19 protein-coding genes and 1 riboswitch are annotated in these 18,676 nt (G+C 65.3%); of the genes, 10 read left to right on the top strand and 9 right to left on the bottom strand.

The window, feature by feature from the left end; genetic code table 11:
• Positions 1-11: 11 nt before the first annotated feature.
• A complete protein-coding gene (locus tag ACPFL9_RS14190; RefSeq protein ID WP_426007582.1) occupies positions 12-1,202 on the top strand; it encodes a hypothetical protein in 1,191 nt (396 codons plus the stop codon).
• A 197-nt stretch (positions 1,203-1,399) separates the two neighbouring features.
• Positions 1,400-1,567 carry a DUF3117 domain-containing protein gene (locus ACPFL9_RS14185; protein WP_364159638.1) on the top strand — a complete coding sequence of 56 codons (168 nt, stop codon included), beginning with the start codon at positions 1,400-1,402 and terminating at the stop codon, positions 1,565-1,567.
• Between the two features lie 112 nt (positions 1,568-1,679).
• Here ACPFL9_RS14185 and ACPFL9_RS14180 read toward each other — a convergent pair whose 3' ends face one another.
• Positions 1,680-2,312 carry an O-methyltransferase gene (locus ACPFL9_RS14180; RefSeq protein ID WP_426003442.1) on the bottom strand — a complete coding sequence of 211 codons (633 nt, stop codon included), beginning with the start codon at positions 2,310-2,312 and terminating at the stop codon, positions 1,680-1,682.
• A gap of 251 nt (positions 2,313-2,563) precedes the next feature.
• Here ACPFL9_RS14180 and sigE point away from each other — a divergent pair, with 251 nt between their 5' ends.
• Genes sigE through ACPFL9_RS14165 form a run of 3 tightly spaced genes read left to right on the top strand, consistent with a single transcriptional unit; the run spans position 2,564 to position 4,530 of the window.
• Entirely contained in the window at positions 2,564-3,187 is a 624-nt protein-coding gene (gene sigE, locus ACPFL9_RS14175) for an RNA polymerase sigma factor SigE (protein ID WP_426003440.1), read from the top strand.
• Between the two features lie 7 nt (positions 3,188-3,194).
• Complete coding sequence (locus ACPFL9_RS14170; RefSeq protein WP_426003439.1) at positions 3,195-4,100, top strand: hypothetical protein; 906 nt, start codon at positions 3,195-3,197, stop codon at positions 4,098-4,100.
• Positions 4,101-4,131: 31 nt separating this feature from the next.
• On the top strand, positions 4,132-4,530 hold the full coding sequence (locus ACPFL9_RS14165) for a Sec-independent protein translocase TatB (RefSeq protein ID WP_426003438.1): 399 nt from the start codon (positions 4,132-4,134) through the stop codon (positions 4,528-4,530).
• A 71-nt stretch (positions 4,531-4,601) separates the two neighbouring features.
• On the opposite strand, the gene ACPFL9_RS14160 is transcribed toward ACPFL9_RS14165, so the two are convergent.
• The 3 genes from ACPFL9_RS14160 to ACPFL9_RS14150 are packed head-to-tail and all read right to left on the bottom strand — an operon-like array spanning position 4,602 to position 7,744.
• Entirely contained in the window at positions 4,602-5,744 is a 1,143-nt protein-coding gene (locus ACPFL9_RS14160; RefSeq protein WP_426003437.1) for an Mrp/NBP35 family ATP-binding protein, read from the bottom strand.
• Positions 5,745-5,748: 4 nt separating this feature from the next.
• Complete coding sequence (locus tag ACPFL9_RS14155; protein WP_426003435.1) at positions 5,749-6,468, bottom strand: DUF1003 domain-containing protein; 720 nt, start codon at positions 6,466-6,468, stop codon at positions 5,749-5,751.
• On the bottom strand, positions 6,461-7,744 hold the full coding sequence (locus tag ACPFL9_RS14150) for a magnesium transporter (RefSeq protein ID WP_426003434.1): 1,284 nt from the start codon (positions 7,742-7,744) through the stop codon (positions 6,461-6,463). The genes ACPFL9_RS14155 and ACPFL9_RS14150 overlap by 8 nt, the downstream gene beginning before the upstream one ends.
• A gap of 76 nt (positions 7,745-7,820) precedes the next feature.
• Here ACPFL9_RS14150 and ACPFL9_RS14145 point away from each other — a divergent pair, with 76 nt between their 5' ends.
• A complete protein-coding gene (locus ACPFL9_RS14145) occupies positions 7,821-8,675 on the top strand; it encodes a general stress protein (protein WP_426003433.1) in 855 nt (284 codons plus the stop codon).
• 106 nt (positions 8,676-8,781) lie between these two features.
• Here the strand turns inward: ACPFL9_RS14145 and ACPFL9_RS14140 are convergent, their stop codons facing one another.
• A complete protein-coding gene (locus ACPFL9_RS14140; protein ID WP_426007580.1) occupies positions 8,782-10,365 on the bottom strand; it encodes an aminopeptidase P family protein in 1,584 nt (527 codons plus the stop codon).
• 80 nt (positions 10,366-10,445) lie between these two features.
• Between ACPFL9_RS14140 and ACPFL9_RS14135 the strand changes: the two genes are divergently transcribed.
• The gene (locus ACPFL9_RS14135) at positions 10,446-11,291 is read left to right on the top strand and encodes a PHP domain-containing protein (RefSeq protein ID WP_426003431.1); all 846 of its coding nucleotides are present in this window, start codon (positions 10,446-10,448) and stop codon (positions 11,289-11,291) included.
• Here ACPFL9_RS14135 and ACPFL9_RS14130 read toward each other — a convergent pair.
• The 3 genes from ACPFL9_RS14130 to ACPFL9_RS14120 form a co-directional block, all read right to left on the bottom strand.
• The gene (locus ACPFL9_RS14130) at positions 11,288-12,187 is read right to left on the bottom strand and encodes a DNA-methyltransferase (protein ID WP_426003430.1); all 900 of its coding nucleotides are present in this window, start codon (positions 12,185-12,187) and stop codon (positions 11,288-11,290) included. The two genes, ACPFL9_RS14135 and ACPFL9_RS14130, sit on opposite strands and share 4 nt — an antisense overlap.
• An 8-nt stretch (positions 12,188-12,195) precedes the next feature.
• Positions 12,196-13,866, bottom strand: a complete 1,671-nt coding sequence (locus tag ACPFL9_RS14125) for a DEAD/DEAH box helicase (protein ID WP_426003429.1) — start codon at positions 13,864-13,866, stop codon at positions 12,196-12,198.
• A 291-nt stretch (positions 13,867-14,157) separates the two neighbouring features.
• On the bottom strand, positions 14,158-15,627 hold the full coding sequence (locus ACPFL9_RS14120) for an RNB domain-containing ribonuclease (protein WP_426003427.1): 1,470 nt from the start codon (positions 15,625-15,627) through the stop codon (positions 14,158-14,160).
• A 41-nt stretch (positions 15,628-15,668) separates the two neighbouring features.
• Here ACPFL9_RS14120 and ACPFL9_RS14115 point away from each other — a divergent pair, with 41 nt between their 5' ends.
• Entirely contained in the window at positions 15,669-16,337 is a 669-nt protein-coding gene (locus ACPFL9_RS14115) for a ferritin-like fold-containing protein (RefSeq protein ID WP_426003425.1), read from the top strand.
• Positions 16,338-16,340: 3 nt separating this feature from the next.
• Here ACPFL9_RS14115 and thiE read toward each other — a convergent pair whose 3' ends face one another.
• Positions 16,341-17,024, bottom strand: coding sequence for a thiamine phosphate synthase (gene thiE, locus ACPFL9_RS14110; protein WP_426003422.1), 684 nt, complete (start codon positions 17,022-17,024; stop codon positions 16,341-16,343).
• A 27-nt stretch (positions 17,025-17,051) separates the two neighbouring features.
• A riboswitch (TPP riboswitch) is annotated at positions 17,052-17,169 on the top strand.
• Here thiE and thiO point away from each other — a divergent pair.
• Both thiO and thiS read left to right on the top strand, forming a co-directional pair.
• On the top strand, positions 17,163-18,440 hold the full coding sequence (thiO, locus tag ACPFL9_RS14105) for a glycine oxidase ThiO (protein WP_426003421.1): 1,278 nt from the start codon (positions 17,163-17,165) through the stop codon (positions 18,438-18,440). (Overlaps the previous riboswitch by 7 nt.)
• Positions 18,437-18,673, top strand: a complete 237-nt coding sequence (gene thiS / locus ACPFL9_RS14100) for a sulfur carrier protein ThiS (protein ID WP_426003419.1) — start codon at positions 18,437-18,439, stop codon at positions 18,671-18,673. Before thiO ends, thiS begins: the two co-directional genes overlap by 4 nt.
• Positions 18,674-18,676: the final 3 nt, after the last annotated feature.

The raw sequence follows: 18,676 nt of genomic DNA, 5'->3' as shown, positions 1-18,676 counted from the left end.
CGGCCGCACGCATGGGACAGTGGCCGTGGTGGCTGCAGGTTTCAGCGGTCTTCGTCGCCGCCCGGCTCGTCAGTGCCTGCATCTTCATGGCGGCTGCGGTGCACCAAGGCACCAATCCCTGGTTCCCGCCTGCTCCCGACTACTGGAGCTTCATCACGATCTGGGATGGCCGCTGGTACCAGCAGGCAGCAGAGTCCGGCTACCCCAGTGAGCTTCCCGTTGACCAAAACGGAGTAGTCAAGGAAAACGCGTGGGCTTTCTATGCGCTCTTCCCCTTCCTTGGCCGCGGGCTCAGTGCCATGACAGGGTGGGGAACCCTCCCGTCGTTGACTGTGATCGCGATGGTGGCCGGACTTGCGGCAGCGCTGGTCGTGTACAAGCTGTTCCGCGAAGCCGGCAGCCGGAAGGCAGCACTGTGGGGCGTGGTCTTCATGTCCACCTTCCCGGTATCTCCCATTTTGCAGGTGCCCTACGCCGAGTCCCTCAACCTGTTCCTCCTGGCGTCCTCGCTGCTGCTCGTGGTGCGCCGGCACTACCTTGCCGCCATTCCGGTGGTGATCCTCATGTGCCTGTCCCGGCCCACGGGGGTGCCCTTTGCCGCGATGCTGGGACTGCTCCTGGTATGGCGGCTGTGGCAGCGTTTCGGTCCGAACGCTCCCGGCGGGTCCCGGGACGGAACCACGACGTCGACTCCCGACCTCGTCCGCCTTGCCGTCCTGGTGCTGGTGGCAGGGACGGGAGCCTTGGCATGGCCGGCCATCGCCTGGGCGGTCACCGGAGACCCCACGGCATATACACGGACCGAGACGGCGTGGCGAGGGCACGACCTGGTGCCCTTCAAGCCCTGGTTCGATACCGGGCGGATGCTGTTCGGTCCGTTCCTGGGCGTGCTCGCTCCCTTCGTCTTTGCCGGGTTGTTTGTCCTCATGATGATGTCCAGGCCGGTCCGCGCCCTGGGAACTGAGTTGCGGCTTTGGTGCGCCTGCTACATGGGGTACCTGATCACCTTTCTCCACCCGCAGACCAGTACGTTCCGCATGCTTTTGCCGTTGTTCCCGCTGGCCCTGGCCGCGGTGCTGCTGTCGAAGTCCAAGGCTTACCGGGGCACTGTCGTGGTGATGTTTTTCCTGCTCCAGATCGTTTGGGTGGTCTGGCTGTGGGCATGGGCTCCCTTGCCCGGTGGCGGCGACTATCCACCGTGAATCTGTGCCCGTCATTAATCCATTGATTCGCTACGGATGGGTAAGTACGGGATAATGGAAAACGAGCAAGGACAAAAGCACGTAAAAGTGCCCGGCCAAGGCGGCCTCCAAAGCGTTGCCGCCGGCTGCAATTGCTAACGCTGATCCAGCCCGGCCGGGTTGGGCGTGACTTGGGACAAATGGAGGGGATTTTCCTAATGGCGGCTATGAAACCACGTACCGGCGACGGCCCTATGGAAGTGACCAAGGAGGGCCGCAGCCTGATCATGCGTGTGCCGCTCGAAGGCGGAGGGCGGCTTGTGGTAGAGCTCAATGCCACCGAGGCGGAGAACCTCAAGGAATGCCTTGTAGGCGTGACCGAATAGAGCGCATGGAAGATTCACTGGCAGGGCACGGCATGAAGCCGTTGCCCTGCTTTTGTTTAATCCCCGGCAGTTTTTACGGAATGCCGGAGCAAAGCCCGCAACGAATTCGCGGCTATTTCTTCACGGCCACCAGAAGGCCATCGCCGGTAGGCAGCATTGCCGAGGCAAGGCGCTCGTCGTCCCTGATCGATTTGCCCACCTGGCGCAGGACCACAGTGGTTGAATCCCGCGCCGCCGGGTTTGAAACCCGGTCCTTGTCCAAGGCGTCGTTAATGACCAGCGTGCCGCCGCGCTTGAGCAGCCGGATCGCCTGCTCAACATAGTTGGGGAAATTGGGTTTGTCCGCGTCGATGAAGACGAGGTCGTAGGCGGAGTCCGTGAGCCGCGGAAGGACATCCGCGGCGCGTCCGGAGATGGTCCGCGTGCGGTTGGCGGGGCTTCCCGACTCCAGGAAGGCCTCCCGGGCGGCCTTGAGGTGTTCGACGTCCACGTCGATCGTGGTGAGCACGGCCTGGGGACCAAGTCCACGCAGGAGGCAGACGCCGGAGACTCCCGCGCCCGAACCCACTTCCACCGCGGTCTGGGCCTTGGATGCTGCGGCGAGGACGGTCAGTACAGCGCCCACGCCCGGACTGACCGGGGTGACGCCCAGCTCGAAGGACCGTTCCCTGGCGCGCAACAAGACGTCGTCCTCGGCAGGCAGATCTTCTGCGTAGGACCAGCTGGTTGACTTGTCGGCACTCATGAAGTGATCGCTTTCGGCGGGTAATGGGGGTGTCACTACCAGACTACTGGGTGGGAGGCTTTCCTTCGGGCGTTGAGGGCGGAGCGGAAGTGTGTCCGAAGGCCTCGCTGCCTCCTCTGGAAGTTGTCCGGAAAATGCGCCTTTAGTCAGGAAACTCCCAGACAAACTTGACATGATAATGCTCCGGCCATCCAGCGGGGTGACCGGCACCGAATAACGTACGGTGAACCACAGTGTGAGGGGAGTGGACGATGCCGGCATCGCATGCTGCGCCTGTCCAAACATCAGCAAGCCTTGAGGCGGCAAGCGACTGGGTCATGCCCAGCTGGGAAGAAGTGGTGTCCAACCACTCTGCCAAGGTCTACCGCCTTGCCTACCGCCTGACCGGCAACAAGTTCGACGCCGAGGACCTCACCCAGGAGGTCTTCGTCCGTGTCTTCAGGTCGCTGGAGAACTTCAAGCCCGGCACTCTCGATGGCTGGCTGCACCGGATCACCACCAACCTCTTCCTCGACCAGGCCCGCCGCAAGAGCCGCATCCGCTTCGATGCCCTCGCCGAGGATGCTGAGTCCCGCCTGCCCGGGCGCGAGCCCGGACCGGAGCAGAGCTTCGAGCACAACAACCTGGATCTCGACGTCCAGCGCGCCCTGGAGGAATTGCCGCCGGACTTCCGTGCCGCCGTCGTACTGTGCGACCTCGAAGGCTTGTCCTACGACGAAGTCGCCGAGGCGCTGGGAGTCAAGCTCGGCACCGTAAGGTCGCGCATCCACCGTGGCCGGACCATGTTGCGGGAAAAGCTCGCCCACCGGGATCCCCGGGCGGCCGGTGCCCGCAAACCCCGGCTTAAGATGCCCCGCATCGCCGGCATCCTTTAGGCAGTCGATGGTTCGACGCACTGAGCGTCCGGGTCCTTTGGCCCGGCACCATCTGGCTGCCCTGCGCCATTCGCGGAATCCGGCGCACCTTGAACGGTGCACGGAGTGCCGCGCAGCCCTGAAGCGCGAGCGGGAGTACCTGGAACGGCTGCGTGGTGCCGCAGTCCCGGAGGCCAGCCATGAGCTCACCGCCCGGCTTCTGCTGCACACCCAGCGGCTTGCGAGCGAGCAAACCCCTGCTTCACCCGCGCCCCGCTCCGGTGCCGGACGGACGCTGCGGGCGGCGGGCATCGGTGTGGCTTCGCTGGTGATCAGTGTGGGAGCCTTGGGCGTTGCCGCCTACACGGTGGCTGGCGACGGCGCGCCCGCAGCCTCCCTTGCCGCCGGTTCCGGCAGTTCCCCGCTGAGCGCCGCCGTGACGGGCGATGGAGGCGGTCCCGTGGCGCACCAGGAGTTCAGCCCGGGCAATTCCGTGGCTCTGACCGCAGGGCAACTGGATGCCTTGCGTGACCAGGGGTGGGCCTGTCCTGAACTCGAGTCACTCGGTTTCACGGTGGTCGGTGCCAAGGCCACGCTCCACAACGGCCATCCCGCTGTTGAACTGCGGCTTGAAAGCAACGGCCATTACGCCACCGTCACCGAGGAACACCTGGAGCCTTCCTTCTCCGGAGGGACGTCATCAGCACGGCTGACGGTCACGCAAGGGCAGCCGTGGGAGGCTGTTTACAGGACGTCGACGGCGGTTATCAGCTACGCGTCGGACCTGCCGGCAGACCTGGCGGACGACGCCGTTCCGGAACTTGTCCGTGCAGGTGACTCGATGACCGCGCGGACGGATGCTGAAACCGGCGAAGAATGGCCCGGACGGTTGCTTCGGGGCCTTCAAACACTCCTGCGCACTGCCGGTTTATGAGGGTTCCCACAGACAAGGTAATCTTCGTAGCGTGCTTGGAATCAACGGCCCGGAGTTCATACTCCTACTGATCATCGGCGTACTCGTGATCGGTCCCAGCCGTTTGCCCGAATACACCCAGAAGCTCGCCAACCTGGTGCGCGAGGTCCGCCGTATGGCCTCCGGCGCCCGCGAGCAGATCAAGGAAGAAGTCGGCATCGACATCGATGAAGTCGACTGGAAGAAGTACGATCCCCGGCAGTATGATCCCCGCCGCATCATTAAGGATGCGTTGCTGGACGACGATTCCGCTCCAGTGAATGCGGGGGCCCCGGCGGCCGCCGCAACAGTCGCGGCAGCAACGGCCGACACCAAGCCCAAGGCTCCTGCCCGCATGATCGAACGGCTGGCCGAAGGCGAAGCCGCACCGTTCGACACTGAGGCTACCTGAGCTGTGCAGAACAACACCTGGTAGTCCCATAGGCGGACCGCCCCTCCCTGCGTGGCGGTCCGGCGGCGACGTTATCTGGGCTGGATCCCCAACGGCATGCCCGCCAAGCCCCGTGGACGTGAGGCGAGCTTCCCGGCAATGGCGGTCAAGGCAGTAGCCGCAGCGGCGCCCTGTGAGGATTCGCCGTTCGTGGCCAGGACCACCGGCTTTCCTGTATCGCCGCCCTCGCGGAGCCTGATATCCAGGGGGATCTGCCCCAGAAGGGGCACTTCGGTTCCCACGGCGGCGCTCAGCCTCTCAGCCAGGGTGGCACCACCGCCACTTCCGAACACTTCCATCCTGCCGCCGTCGGGCATTTCCAGGAAAGACATGTTCTCGATGACGCCGGCCACCTTCTGTCCTGTTTGGGTGGCGATGGTTCCGGCCCGCTCGGCGACGTCCGCCGCTGCCGCCTGGGGAGTCGTAACCACCAGGATTTCGGCGTTGGGGAGAAGCTGCGCCACGGAGATGGCGATGTCTCCGGTTCCGGGCGGAAGGTCCAGGAAGAGGGCGTCCAAGTCTCCGAAGTAGACATCGGTCAGGAACTGCTCCAGGGCACGGTGCAGCATGGGGCCACGCCACGCAACGGGCTGGTTGCCGGCAACGAACATGCCGATCGAGATGACTTTCACGCCGTAGGCAACCGGTGGCAGGATCATGTCGTCCACCTGCGTGGGCTTCTGGGTGATTCCCATCAGGGCCGGAACGGAAAAACCGTGGACGTCGGCATCCACGATCCCCACCCGCAGTCCCTGCGCTGCCAAGGCACACGCCAGGTTAACAGTCACCGAGGACTTGCCCACGCCGCCTTTGCCGCTTGCTACGGCGTAAACCTTGGTGAGTGACCCGGGCTGTGTGAACGGGATGCCGCGCTGGCCTCCTGGCCCCCGGAGTTTTTCCTTGAGGGCTTCGCGCTGATCCTGCGTCATGACCTGGAGGTCCACCTCCACGCCTGTCACCCCGGCAACGGCCGAGAGCGCCCGGGTGGCATCGCCCACAATAGTGTCGCGGAGCGGGCAGCCTGCAATGGTCAGCAGGACGGTCACGCGGACCATGCCGTCAGGATCAGCCTCTACGGAATCCACCATGCCGAGTTCGGTAATGGGACGCCGGAGTTCGGGGTCGATGACGGTTGCCAGGGCAGCATGCAGTGCCTCGGCGGTTGCGGTGCTCATGGAGTCAGGCTCGGCTTTCGGGGTTTTCGGGTGTGGCCGGCTTGGTGCCGGAGGAGTCGGGCCGTGCGCGCGGCGGCCTGACTTTGGGGATCTGCTGCGTACGGGGTCCCCGTGATTTGTCGCGCTTGTCCTTCAGCCGTTCCTTGACTTTGTCCGCGGTGGATTCCTGGCCCTCGGTCGTGGATTCGCCGTCCCGCAGTTCTTCCTGGGCCTCGATGATGTCCTCCAGGAGGCTCCGGAGTTCGGCCCGGACGTAGTCTCGGGTTGCGACTTCGCGGAGGGCGATGCGGAGGGACGCGAGTTCGCGGGTGAGGTATTCGGTATCGGACAGGTTGCGCTCCGCGCGCTGGCGGTCCTGCTGCAGGGACACACGGTCGCGGTCGTCCTGGCGGTTCTGGGCCAACAGCAGCAGCGGAGCAGCGTAGGAGGCCTGGAGGGACAGCATGAGCGTCAGGAGGGTGAAACCGAGCTCCACCCGGTCGAACTGCCAGTCTGTAGGCGCGAAGGTGTTCCACGCCAGCCAGAACACGCAGAAGATCGTCATGTACAGCAGGAACTGCGGCGTTCCCATGAACCGGGCAAAGCCCTCGGTCGCGATGCCAAAGGCGTCCGGGTTCGGCGAGAACTTGGGCAGGATGCGTTTGCGTCCGCTCAGCGGAGTGTCAAGGCTGCTGGTGGAGCGGCCCGGGGCTTTGGGGGAACGGGGGGCGTTGTTCTCAGCCAATGCGGCCTCCGAGTTTCCTTACAGGGGCGTCGTCCTCGTGGGCGCGCCAGTCATCCGGCAACAGGTGATCCAGCACGTCATCAACAGTCACCGCCCCCACAAGACGGCCGTCATCGTCGACGACGGGCAGCGAGTTGAGGTTGTACGTGGCCAGGGTCCGGGCTACTTCGCTGATGTGTGCCTGGTCCGACACCGGTTCCAGGTTCTTGTCCACGAGGTTGCCCAGCGGTTCAGGGGGTGGAAACCGCAGGAGCTGCTGGATGTGGACCACGCCCAGGAACCGCCCGGTGGGAGTCTCCAGCGGTGGGCGGGTAATAAAGATGGAGGAAGCGAGGGCGGGGGAGAGTTCCTCGCGCCGGACGTGGGCGAGGGCTTCGGCAACCGTGGCTTCCGGAGGAAGGATGACCGGCACCGGGGTCATCAGGCCACCGGCGGTGTCTTCGTCGTACTCCAGGAGCCTGCGGACATCCTCGGCTTCCTGCGGTTCCATGAGCTGGAGGAGTTCCTCAGCCTGCGCAGAGGGCAGTTCGGCCAGGAGGTCGGCGGCGTCGTCGGGGTCCATCTCTTCCAGCACGTCCGCAGCGCGCTCCACGTCCAGGGCGGAGAGGATTTCCACCTGGTCATCTTCAGGGAGTTCCTGGAGGACGTCGGCAAGGCGCTCGTCCTGCAGTTCGCTGGCTACTTCGAAGCGGCGTTTGTCGCTCATTTCCTGCAGGGCTTCAGCGAAGTCGGCGGGCTTGAGGTCCTCATGGGTTGCCACGAACTGTGTGGCGGCCTGGGGCTCGTTGCGGGCACCCGTTTGGGCATCGGCCCAGTCGATGATCAGGGTTTCGTTGCGCCTGAGCCGGCTGAGGGCGGAGAAGGAATGGCCCCGGCGGACGAAGAGTTTGCTGACGAACCAGTCCTTGGAGCGGTGCTGGTCCATGGCGATGTCTTCGATCGTGGCGTCACCGCTGCCATCGGCCAGGGTCACCCGGCGGTCGAACATCTCGGCCACCACCAGGGTTTCGGCGCCGCGCTGTTCAAAGCGTCGCAGGTTGACCAGTCCGGTGCAGATGATCTGGGTCTGGTCGATGGACGTAATGCGGGTCATCGGCACGAACACGCGTTTCTTGCCGGGCACTTCCACCACGATGCCCACCACATGCGGCGCTCCGCGGGTCCCTCTTGAAAGCACCACGACGTCGCGCAGGCGGCCAAGACGATCGCCCAAGGGGTCGAAGACGTCCAGGCCGAGCAGGCGCGCGACAAAGACGCGGGAGGGATGTGTGCTCATGTTTACAATCTACCGAGTCTGCTCTCTTTTAGCTGAATTCCAGCCGCTTCACATGTCCATGCGACAGAATGGGGCTATGTCGAACATTTTTGGTGCCCCCAAAGCAGTTGAGGAATCCCGCAGCGTCCCCCAAGGAGACACGGTAGGCTCGTACACCTCCTATTTGGATGCCCAGAAGGCGGTGGACTACCTGGCGGACCAGCAGTTCCCGGTGCAGATGGTGTCGATCGTTGGAAACGACCTCAAAATGGTGGAGCGGGTCACGGGCCGCCTGAGCTACCCGCGGGTTGCCTTGTCCGGCGCATTGAGCGGCATGTGGTTCGGCTTGTTCGTGGGCGTTATGTTGTCCTTCTTCGCCCCGTCCGGTGGTCCCTTCTCCATCATCACTTCGGTCCTGATGGGTGCTGCTTTCTTCATGCTGTTCGGCATCGTCACCTACGCCACCCAGCGCGGTAAGAGGGATTTCACGTCCACCAGCCAGGTGGTGGCCACCAACTACGACGTCATTGTTTCCTTTGAGGCAGCGCACGAGGCCCGGCGCCTTCTCCAGCAACTGCCCATGAACCCGTCCCAGGCGGCGGCCGGACAGGCCCACCACTACAACCCGCAGAACTTCCAGCAGCCCGGGCAGGCACCGGAGCGTCCCTCGACCTGGAACGATCCTTACGGCCAGCGCGGCCAGGACCAGCACGGCCAGGACCAGCGCGGGCAGGACCAGCAGGGCCAAGGAGCAGGAAACACCGCCCCGCAGCCTTCAGGTTCCAGCGCCGTGAACGGGCAGGCAACCCCGGCTCCGTCCTCCATGCGTTATCCGGACTTGCCGGACGGCCGTCCGCAGTACGGTGTACGGGTCACGGAGGGCCAGAACCCCCCGTCGCAGGATAGCGGCCAGGAGTCCGGCGACGGCGAGTCTCCCCGGCACCAGGCTTAACAGTAGGCACCAGGCTTGGCCACCAGGCACCAGGCTTAACAGCAAAGGCCACCGGATATCCGGTGGCCTTTGCTGTTGCCGCATGATGCGGCGGAGATGAAGGAACTCAGCCCTGGGCTTCGTGGTAGATGCCGGCCATCCACGACTCGACGTCGTCGGCCTTGCGCGGCAGCGCGGCGCTGAGGTTGACCGGTCCGTTCGCGGTCATCAGGATGTCGTCTTCGATGCGGACACCGATGCCACGGTATTCCTCGGGGATGGCGAGGTCTTCGGCCTTGAAGTAGAGACCGGGCTCGATGGTGAAGACCATGCCCTCGGTGAGGATGCCGTCCAGGTAGAGCTCCCGTTTGGCCTGCGCACAGTCGTGGACATCCAGGCCCAGGTGGTGGCTGGTACCGTGCGGCATCCACCGGCGGTGCTGCTGGCCTTCGGGGCTGATGGCTTCTTCCACGGACACGGGCAACAGGCCCCATTCGGCCAGGCGCTCGGCGAGCACAGTGGTGGCCGCCGTGTGGATGTCCCGGAAGCGGACGCCTGGCCGGGCTGCGGCGAATCCGGCGTCGGCGGCATCCAGGACAGCCTCGTAGACCTTGCGCTGGATATCCGTGAAGGAGCCGTTGGCGGGCAGCGTCCGGGTGACATCGGCGGTGTAGAGGGAGTCGGCTTCCACCCCGGCGTCCAGGAGCAGGAGCTCCCCGGCATTGACCGTGCCGGTATTCCTGTTCCAGTGCAACACAGTGGCGTTGTTGCCGCATGCTGCGATGGTGTCGTAGCCGAGTTCGTTGCCTTCTTCACGGGCACGGGCAAAGAACGCACCTTCCACCACGCGTTCGCCACGCTTGTGCGTGAGGGCGCGGGGCAGTGCCCGGACCACGTCGGCGAAGCCCTCCACGGTTGCCGCAACGGCGGTCTTCATCTGCTCGATCTCCCACTCGTCCTTGATCAGGCGGAGTTCGGAGAGTGCTTCGGAGAGCTTTTCGTCCAGGGCATCGAGTTCACCCAGGTCCAGGTTCTCGGGATCCTTGGCCGTGTTGTAACGCGCAGTGTCCACCAGGGCGTCGATGTTTTCATCCACCTTGCGGACCAGGCGGATGGAGATGCCCCCGATTTCAGGCGCGCCGACGTTCTTGGTGATGGCCACCTCAAGTTCGGAAATATGGGCCGTGGGCAGGCCGAGGCGGGCCTCGAACTCGGCGAGCGTGGGGCGTGGGCCGATCCAGAACTCACCCGCACGGGAGTCGGCGTAGAACTGTTCGGTGTCCCGGCCGGCCAGCGGACGGAAGTACAGGGTGGCCGTGTGGTGGCCGCCGTCGTCGCCCTTGCCCTCAGCCACGGGCTCGAGGATCAGGACAGCGTCGGGTTCGTGGTCCAGTCCCAGGCCGGTGAGGTGCGCGAATCCGGAATGCGGGCGGAAACGGTAGTCGCAGTCGTTGGAGCGGACCTTCAGGGGACCGGCGGGGATGACGAGCCGTTCGCCCTTGAACAGTTCGGAGATGGAACGACGGCGGCGGGCGGCGTGGTCCGCAACGGCGTCGCGCGCAGGGGTCACCTGCGGAGCGGGCGCCCAGTTGCTGGCCATGAATGCCTTGAAGGCATCTGACGTGGGCCGCTGGGAACGGTTGTTGACGCGTTCCTGCAGGGGCTGGGAATTTGTGGAGTCCATGTTTTGGGTGTTTTCGGCAACATTCACCGTTACATCGTCCCACCAGTTCAGGAAGGAGGCCAACGGCGCTGCGCTCCTTGCCGGTCCGCATCCCCTAGGCTGGGGAAGTGAGGATTGACCTGCATGCGCACTCCAATGTTTCCGACGGAACCGAAGCCCCGGCCGGTGTCATCGCCTCGGCGGCCTCCGCCGGCCTTGACGTGGTGGCCTTGACCGACCACGACTCCACGGACGGGTGGAACGAAGCAGCCGCGGCGGCGGGCAGGCACGGAGTGGTGTTCGTCCCCGGAATGGAGATTTCCTGCCGCACGGAACAGGGAATCAGCGTCCATCTGCTCAGCTACCTGCACGATCCCGACCACCCCGGACTGCTGGAAGAAATCACCAAATCAAAGGACGCACGGCTGACGCGCGCAGAGCGGATGGTCACCCTGCTGTCGGAAGACTATCCGCTCACGTGGGATGACGTAATCCACCACGTTGCCCCGGGTGCCACTGTGGGGCGCCCGCACATCGCCGACGCCTTGGTCGCCGCAGGCGTGGTCTCCGACCGTTCGGAAGCCTTTGCCACGATCCTCACGTCCCACTCGCGGTACTTCGTACAGCATTACGCTCCTGACCCGGCCCTCGCCGTCGGGCTTGTCCGCGCCGCAGGCGGAGTTCCGGTCTTCGCCCATCCGGTGGCTTCGTCCAGGGGACGCATCGTGGGGGAGAAGACGTACAAAGAGATGATCGACGCCGGGCTCATGGGCCTGGAGATCGAGCACCGGGACAATCCGGAGGAAGGCCGGCTGTTCCTCCGGAAGCTGGCCGCCGAGCACGACCTCCTGGTCACCGGTTCGTCGGACTACCACGGGGCGGGAAAACCGAACCTGTTGGGGGAGAACCTGACCTCGCCGGACGCGCTCGCCCGCATCGAGGAGTTGGCCACCGGCAGCCGGGTGGTCCGCTAGGAAGTAGCGCCCAACTGGTCCTGGGCTGTTGCGGACGGGGAGTGGAACAGGGCCTTGCTTCCCAGCCGCTTGCGCATGACGTCGATCGCCTGCTCGTTCTGATCGACGCAGACGAAGTTCCTGCCCAGTTTCGCAGCGACAGCCCCCAGGGTTCCGGAGCCCGCGAAGAAGTCCAGGCACCAGTCGCCCTTGCGGCTTGAGGCCGAGACGATCCGCCGGACGAGGCCTTCGGGCTTCTGGGTGGGGTAGCCGGTTTTTTCACGCCCGGTAGGGGAGACGATGGTGTGCCACCATACGTCGGTGGGAAGCTTGCCGAGTTCGCGCTTGGCAGGCGTCACCAGTCCCGGTGCCATGTAGGGTTCACGGTCGACTTCGGAGTTGTCGAAGTGGTACTTGGCCGGGTTCTTGACGTACACCAGGATGTTGTCGTGCTTGGTGGGCCAACGGTTTTTTGCCCGCGCCCCGTAATCGTAGGCCCAGATGATTTCATTCAGGAAGCACTCGCGGCCGAAGATCGCATCCAGCATCACTTTGGCATAGTGGACTTCCCGGTAGTCCAGGTGCAGGTACAGGGTGCCGTCTTCGGACAGCAGGCGCCAGGCCTCTACGAGCTTCGGCTCCAAAAAGGACCAGTAGTCGCTGAAGGCGTCATCGTAGCTGTGGAGTGCGCCCTTGATGGTGTCGTAGGAGCGGCCCTTGAAGCCGACCCTGTCGCCGTCGCCGTCCGCGTTACGGACCATGCGCGTCTCCTGGCGGCGCTGGACCCTTCCTGTGTTGAAGGGAGGGTCCACGTAGATGAGTGTGAAGGCGCCGTCCGGCAGCGTGGGGAGGAAGTCCGCGTTGTCTGCGTGTACCACCAGGTTGCCGCCGTCCGGCGCCCAAACAGTGTCAGTCATTGAAGGCTTTAGGCCTCGCCGTTGCCGGACGCCGTGCTCTTCTGCTCGCCGGAGACAACCTCGCCGTTGCGGCGGCGGGTGCGGGGACGGCGAGTGCGGGCGGGCTTGGTTTCCGCAGCGGCAGCCGATGCCTCGGAAGGACCGGCAGCCGGGGCTGCTTCGGCATCGGACGTACGACGGCGGCGCGTGCGGTTGCGACCGCCCTCGCCCTGGGTTTCGCTGCGGTTTTCGTCAGACCGGCTACGGCTGCGGCCCCGGGTTCCGCCGCGGCCCGAACCACCGGAACGGGAGTTCTTCTTGCCGGTCTCGCCGAGGTCCTCGAGGACTTCGGCGTCAACGCCGGCCAGGGTGCGCCGGCTGCGCGGCAGGCGTCCCTTGGTGCCTTCGGGAATGTTGAGGTCCGTGTACAGGTGCGGCGAGGACGAGTAGGTTTCCACCGGCTCCGGAACGTTGAGTCCAAGGGCCTTGTTGATCAGTGCCCAGCGGGGCACGTCATCCCAGTCCACGAACGTGACGGCAGTTCCCTTGTTGCCTGCGCGGCCGGTGCGGCCTACGCGGTGGAGGTAGATCTTCTCGTCCTCCACGCACTGGTAGTTGATGACGTGGGTGACGTCCTCGACGTCGATGCCGCGGGCTGCGACGTCGGTAGCCACCAGCACGTCCACCTTGTTGTTCCGGAACGCGCGCAGTGCTTGCTCGCGGGCGCCCTGCCCCAGGTCTCCGTGGATGGCGGCAGCAGCGAAGCCGCGATCCACCAGTTCCTCGGCGACCTTCGCGGCAGTGCGCTTGGTCTTGGTGAAGATAACGGTCCGGCCGCGCCCCTTAGCCTGCAGGATGCGGGCCACGACCTCGGTCTTGTCAAGGTTGTGCGCGCGGTAGATAAGCTGGCGGATGTCGCGCTTGGTCATGCCTTCGTCGTTGGGATCAGCGGCCCGGATGTGGGTGGGCTGGGTCATGTAACGGCGGGCCATGGCAATCACGGGCCCGGGCATGGTGGCGGAGAACAGCAGCGTCTGGCGGACTGCGGGCGTTCCGGCGATGAGGGTTTCAACATCGGGAAGGAAGCCCAGGTCCAGCATTTCGTCGGCTTCGTCGAGGACCACGATCTTGACGTTCTTGAGGCTGAGATGGCGCTGCTTGTAAAGGTCGATCAAACGGCCGGGCGTGCCCACCACCACCTCGACGCCCTTCTGCAAGGCCTCGATCTGGGGCTCGTAGGCCCTGCCACCGTAGATCGTGGCGATGCGGGCGTTGCGCTTGCGGGACGCTGTCTGGAGGTCGTTGGCTACCTGCACGGCCAATTCGCGTGTCGGAACGATCACCAGGGCCTGTGGCGCTCCCGGCACGGCGAGCTTGTCATAACCGGCGTCGTCGCGTCCCAGGACCCCCTGCAGCGCGGGAATGCCGAAGCCGAGGGTCTTGCCCGTTCCGGTTTTTGCCTGGCCGATGATGTCGTGTCCGCTGAGTGCAACGGGCAGGGTCATGGCCTGGATGGGGAAGGGATGGGTGATGCCGGCGTCGGCCAGGGACTCGACGATGTCGGCGCGGACGTTGTAGTCCGCGAACGACTTTTCTTCGAGCTCGTGGGGAGCTTCGTCCGAGGTGATGGTTTCCTCGGGCTCGATCGACTCGGTGCCGGTGGCGTCCGTCAGGACTTCATGGGTGTGCAATTCACTCACAGGGAGTTTCCTTATTCATTTGGGCATTGGCGCTGCACGCTCAACGGCGGCCGCAAAGCCGTACCGGAGCACGGACGGGCGCACAAGCAATTCCAGTGGAAGCCGATCGCGGGCTATCTAAGTACTGGCACTGGGGACCAGTTGGTACATCTCAAGATCGCGTAGGGGCGGGCTTGTTGATTTCAAGAAAAGGACTGAATCAACGACCGGGCATCCATTACTACAGGCCCAGTCTATCCTCTGCGGACCCCAAACCCCGGATCATAAGCGTATTCCCGCCGCGGAACTGCCTCAGGGCAGGAGTTCGAAACGGATTTCCCGTGCCGCGATGTCTGCCTTCACCAGCCGGACCCGGACCTTGGTGCCCGACTCAAGTTCGCCGTCGCACTTTGCCGTCACGGCAGGTTCCGCGATCTGGATGGTGCCGAAAGGGCCGTTGCCGTTCCCGTTGTTGCCGTTCCCGTTGGACGGCTTTGACCCCGAGATCACCACGGCGTCGAATTCGTCCCCGATCCGGTTGGCCACCAGGGCCGCTTCCACCGTATCCAGGGCCAGGCGCTCCAACCGTCCAGCGAGCTGGTCTGAGGCTGCCATGATCTCCGGCAAGGTAGGCAACGCCTCGCGTGCCCAGTCCGGGATGTCGTGGCCGTTGCTGAGGGCCTCGCAGATCACCAGCACAAAGCGGTCTATCAGGCGGCGCAGCGGGGCAGTCGTATGCGCGTACGGAGCGCCGATGGCCGCCTGGACGACGTCGTCAGGGACATCGCCGTCGAAGGGCGTGTAGCCGGCGCCGCGGAACAGCGTGCCCGCCGAGTGCAGGATTGCCAGCTGGCGCGGATCGGACGCGTCCAGCGTGCGGAGGTATTCACCATAGGTGATGCCGCCGTCCCACGGCTTTCCCAAGGCCTGCGTCTGGCGCTTGAAGTGCAGCAATGAGCGCTCATCCGGGGCGGGCATGGTCCGCAGGATGCCTACCTTGCCCTCCAGCATCAACTGCGCTGCCGCCATGCCCGTCATCAGGGAGATCTGGGCGTTCCAGTCTTCCACCGGCAGCGAAGGTGCGGCTGCAATCCGGTAGCCACCTCCGCCTGTTGCCTGGACAATCTCCTGCTCGGGCATGTTGAGGCTGGCGCCGCCACGCCGGCGTTCGAGCTCGACGCGCTTAAGTCCCACTTCTTTCAGGAGCCGAAGCACCTCAGGCGCCGTGCCGGCGTCGAGCTGCTCCTGGGCGCCCTTGTAGCTCAACTTGGCGCGGCTGCGGACGGCGGCCCGTGCCACGGACATGCCGGCTACCTCGCCGTTCGGGTCCAGCGTGAAGTCCCAGACGAAAGCACTGCAGTCCTGGTCCGCCAGGAGGCTGCCGGCGTTCTCGCTGATCACCTCCGGGTGCAGCGGGATCCGGCCATCGGGCGCATAGAACGTCTGGCCGCGCTGCCGGGTCTCCGCGTCCAACGCACCGCCAGGGGCAACAAAGGACGGCACGTCGGCTATGGCATACAGGACCTTGTAGCCGTCGCCGTCGCGCTCGATGAAGAGGGCCTGGTCAAGGTCCGTGGAGCTGGCAGGATCGATCGTCACGAACGGAACGTGCCGCAGATCGTGGTCCGGCAAGCGGTGCTCTTCCACCGCGCGCCGGGCCTCCTCCACAGCCGGTGCCGGGTACTCCCGCGGAAGATCCAGCTCCGTCCTCAAGGCAGCCAGGGCATCGGCAAGCTGGTCCGTGGAGTCGTCGACGTTGGGAGCTATCCGATGATGTGACACGAAAGTCACATTAGCCCGAAAACCGCCGATAGTCTTGAAGCATGGGCACTTCCCAGGACAGCAATGCTCCAGTTGGCACCCTGGCGATCGAGCTCCTTGGGGCCATGGCCTACGGGGAGTTGTCGGCCTTCGGGAGGCTGTCCGCGGACTCCCGGCATGCTCCCACCCTGCGGGACCGGGCCATGCTGGGCAAGATTGCCGTGGGAGCCTACGGAAACTTCGCCATGATCAGCGACCACCTCGCCGGGTTGGGCGTTGATCCCGAGGATGCCATGCTGCCATTCCAACGGTCCTTCGACCACTTCCATGAGCGCACCCGGCCGGGCGACTGGTACGAGTCGGTCATGAAGGCCTACGTCATCGATACGGTCTCGGCTGACTTCTACCGTACCGTCGCAGGATTCCTCGACGCCCGAACACAGGTGGTCGTGCACCAGGTCGCTTCTGCCGACCATGCCACGGAGGCACTCCGCATGCTGCTGCGGAAGGCGCTCGCCGACGATCCCAGGCTCGCGTCACGACTCGCGCTGTGGGCACGGAGGCTCGTGGGGGAAGCGCTGACGCAGGCACAGCGGGTGGGACTGGAACATCCCTGGCTGGGCCCCGTGCTCAAGGCCGGCGGGGAGGCGCGGGAAGCGGTGGGCCGCTTGACTGCGGACCTGGCAGCGGGGCACGGACAGAGGATGTCGGGCCTGGGGCTGGCCCCCTGACCGTCAGCGGCCGGCGTCGAGGGCCTCGAGCAGCGACCTTGCCGCCGCCGTCGGATCGTCCGCCTCCGTGATGGCACGGACCACCACGATCCTTGCGGCACCTGCGGCCACTACGTTCTCGACGTTGCCGAGGTCGATCCCGCCGATGGCGAACCAGGGCAGATCAGCGCCCGCGGCGTCGTTCCCGCGGGCCCGTTCCACTGCTTCTGCGGCAAATGTGACCAGCTCCAGTCCAACGGCCGCGCGACCGGGTTTTGTGGGAGTGGCCCATACGGGTCCGACACAGAAATAGTCCAGCCCGCCCGGCACCTGCGACGCCGCAATGGCGGCATCGGCCTGTTCCGGAGTGTGGGTGGAGAGGCCGATCGCAGCACCGGGCAGGAGCTGCCGGGCGGCCGGAAGCGGAAGGTCCTTCTGGCCGATGTGGAAGACCGGAGCCCCGGAAACACTGGCAACATCGGCCCGGTCGTTGACCGCCCACAACTTTCCGTGGCGTGCAGCGGCCTTGCCGAGGACCTCCAGGAGCTCCAGCTCCCGGCCGGCCTCCAGGGACTTGTCCCGGAGCTGGATGATGTCCACGCCACCGGCGAAGGCGGCGTCCACAAAGTCCGCAAAGTCCTCCTTCTCCTGGCGTGCGTCGGTGCACAGGTAGAGGCGGGCAGAAGCAATGGCGTTGGGCTGGGTCATGGAAACCAGAGTAGTTCCTCTAAACTGGGCTCGTACTGCGGGAGCCGTGGCAGCGTCATATGACTGCCCGGCTGAGAGGGCTTCAGCGCCGACCGCTTGACCTGATCCGGGTAATACCGGCGTAGGGAAGGGAAAAACATGGTCGTACCCCGGCCCGTTCCGGAAACAGCACCGGACCTTGAAGCAGATGTGATCGTCATCGGTGGCGGGATCATCGGATTGGGCATCGCGCACGAGGCCCGGGCGGCCGGCCGTTCGGTGGTGGTGGTCGATCCCGCACCTGCCACGGGGGCCACTTTCGCAGCAGCAGGCATGCTCGCCCCCGTCAGCGAACTCCATTACCAGGAGGAAGACCTCCTGGAACTCATGCTGGAATCAGCCCGGTTGTGGCCGGCTTTCGCGGCGGACCTCTCCGGACGTGGAACAGCCATCGGTTACTGCACGACGCCGACACTTGGCGTGGGTGCCGACGCTGCCGACCGCCGTGCCTTGACCGATCTGCGGTCGGCCCAGGTTGCGGCCGGATTGGCCGTGGCGCCCCTGGCCCTGCGGGAAGCGCGGGAGCGCGAACCGCTTTTGAGCCCGCAAATTTCCTGTGCTTTCGATATCCCCGCCGACCACCAGGTGGACCCGCGGAGGCTGGCCGCCGGCCTGATGTCGGTCCTGGCCTCCCATTCTCCGGAAGACCGGACCTGGGTCGCCGGCGCCGCCGACGGTTTCCTGGTGACGGAGTCCGCAACCCGGTTGCTCCGCGAGGAGGACCGGGTGCTGGGTGTGGGGCTGGAGTCCGGCATCAAAGTCCGGGCTGCGGAGACGGTGGTGGCCAACGGACTCGGCGCCGGCAAGCTCGAAGGACTCCCTGATGGGCTGTCCCTTCCCGTTCGTCCCGTCTACGGGGATATCCTGCGGCTTCGCGTACCGGAGCACCTGCGCCCGCTCGTGACAGCCACGGTCCGGGGAATGGTGCGCGGGGTCCCGGTCTACATCGTCCCGCGTGACGACGGGACTGTGGTCATCGGGGCAACGCAGCGCGAAGACAACCTTTCTGCCACGTCCAACGCAGTCTCAGCCGGAGGTGTCTACCAGCTCCTTCGCGATGCCCAGGTCCTGGTGCCCGCCGTCGCCGAACTCGAGTTGCTCGAGGCCACGGCACGTGCACGGCCAGGCACACCGGACAACGCACCCCTGCTGGGACGGGTGACCGGCGGCAGTGGGGAGGTTCCCGGACTGGTCATCGCCACCGGCTTCTTCCGCCACGGCGTCCTCCTCACCCCGGTCGCGGCAAAGATCGTGGGCGGGCTGCTGGGCGGCTCCAGCGACCCGCGCTGGTCGCGGTTCGCACCGGACCGTTTTGCGCCAACTGCACAGCATGAACTTCCTCCCGCACCACGCACGTCGATCAAGGAACCCGCATGAACATCAAACTCAATGGCACTGCCCGTTCAGTGCCGGACGACGCATCCGTCAGCACCCTCGTCAGCGACGTCACCGGCCGCGCCCTGGACCACCGCGGTCAGGCGGCCGACGGCGGCAAGCTGGGTGTCGCCGTCGCCCGCAACTCCGAAGTAGTCCCGCGGAGCCAATGGGCCGCGACGGCCCTGGCCGACGGCGATGAACTCGAACTCGTTACTGCGGTCCAGGGAGGCTGAGAG

The organism is Paenarthrobacter sp. NyZ202 (genome assembly GCF_049860755.1).
Taxonomy (GTDB): Bacteria; Actinomycetota; Actinomycetes; order Actinomycetales; family Micrococcaceae; genus Arthrobacter.
The sequence above is the reverse complement of the archived record's forward strand: the minus strand, read 5'-3'. Positions and strand labels throughout refer to the sequence as shown.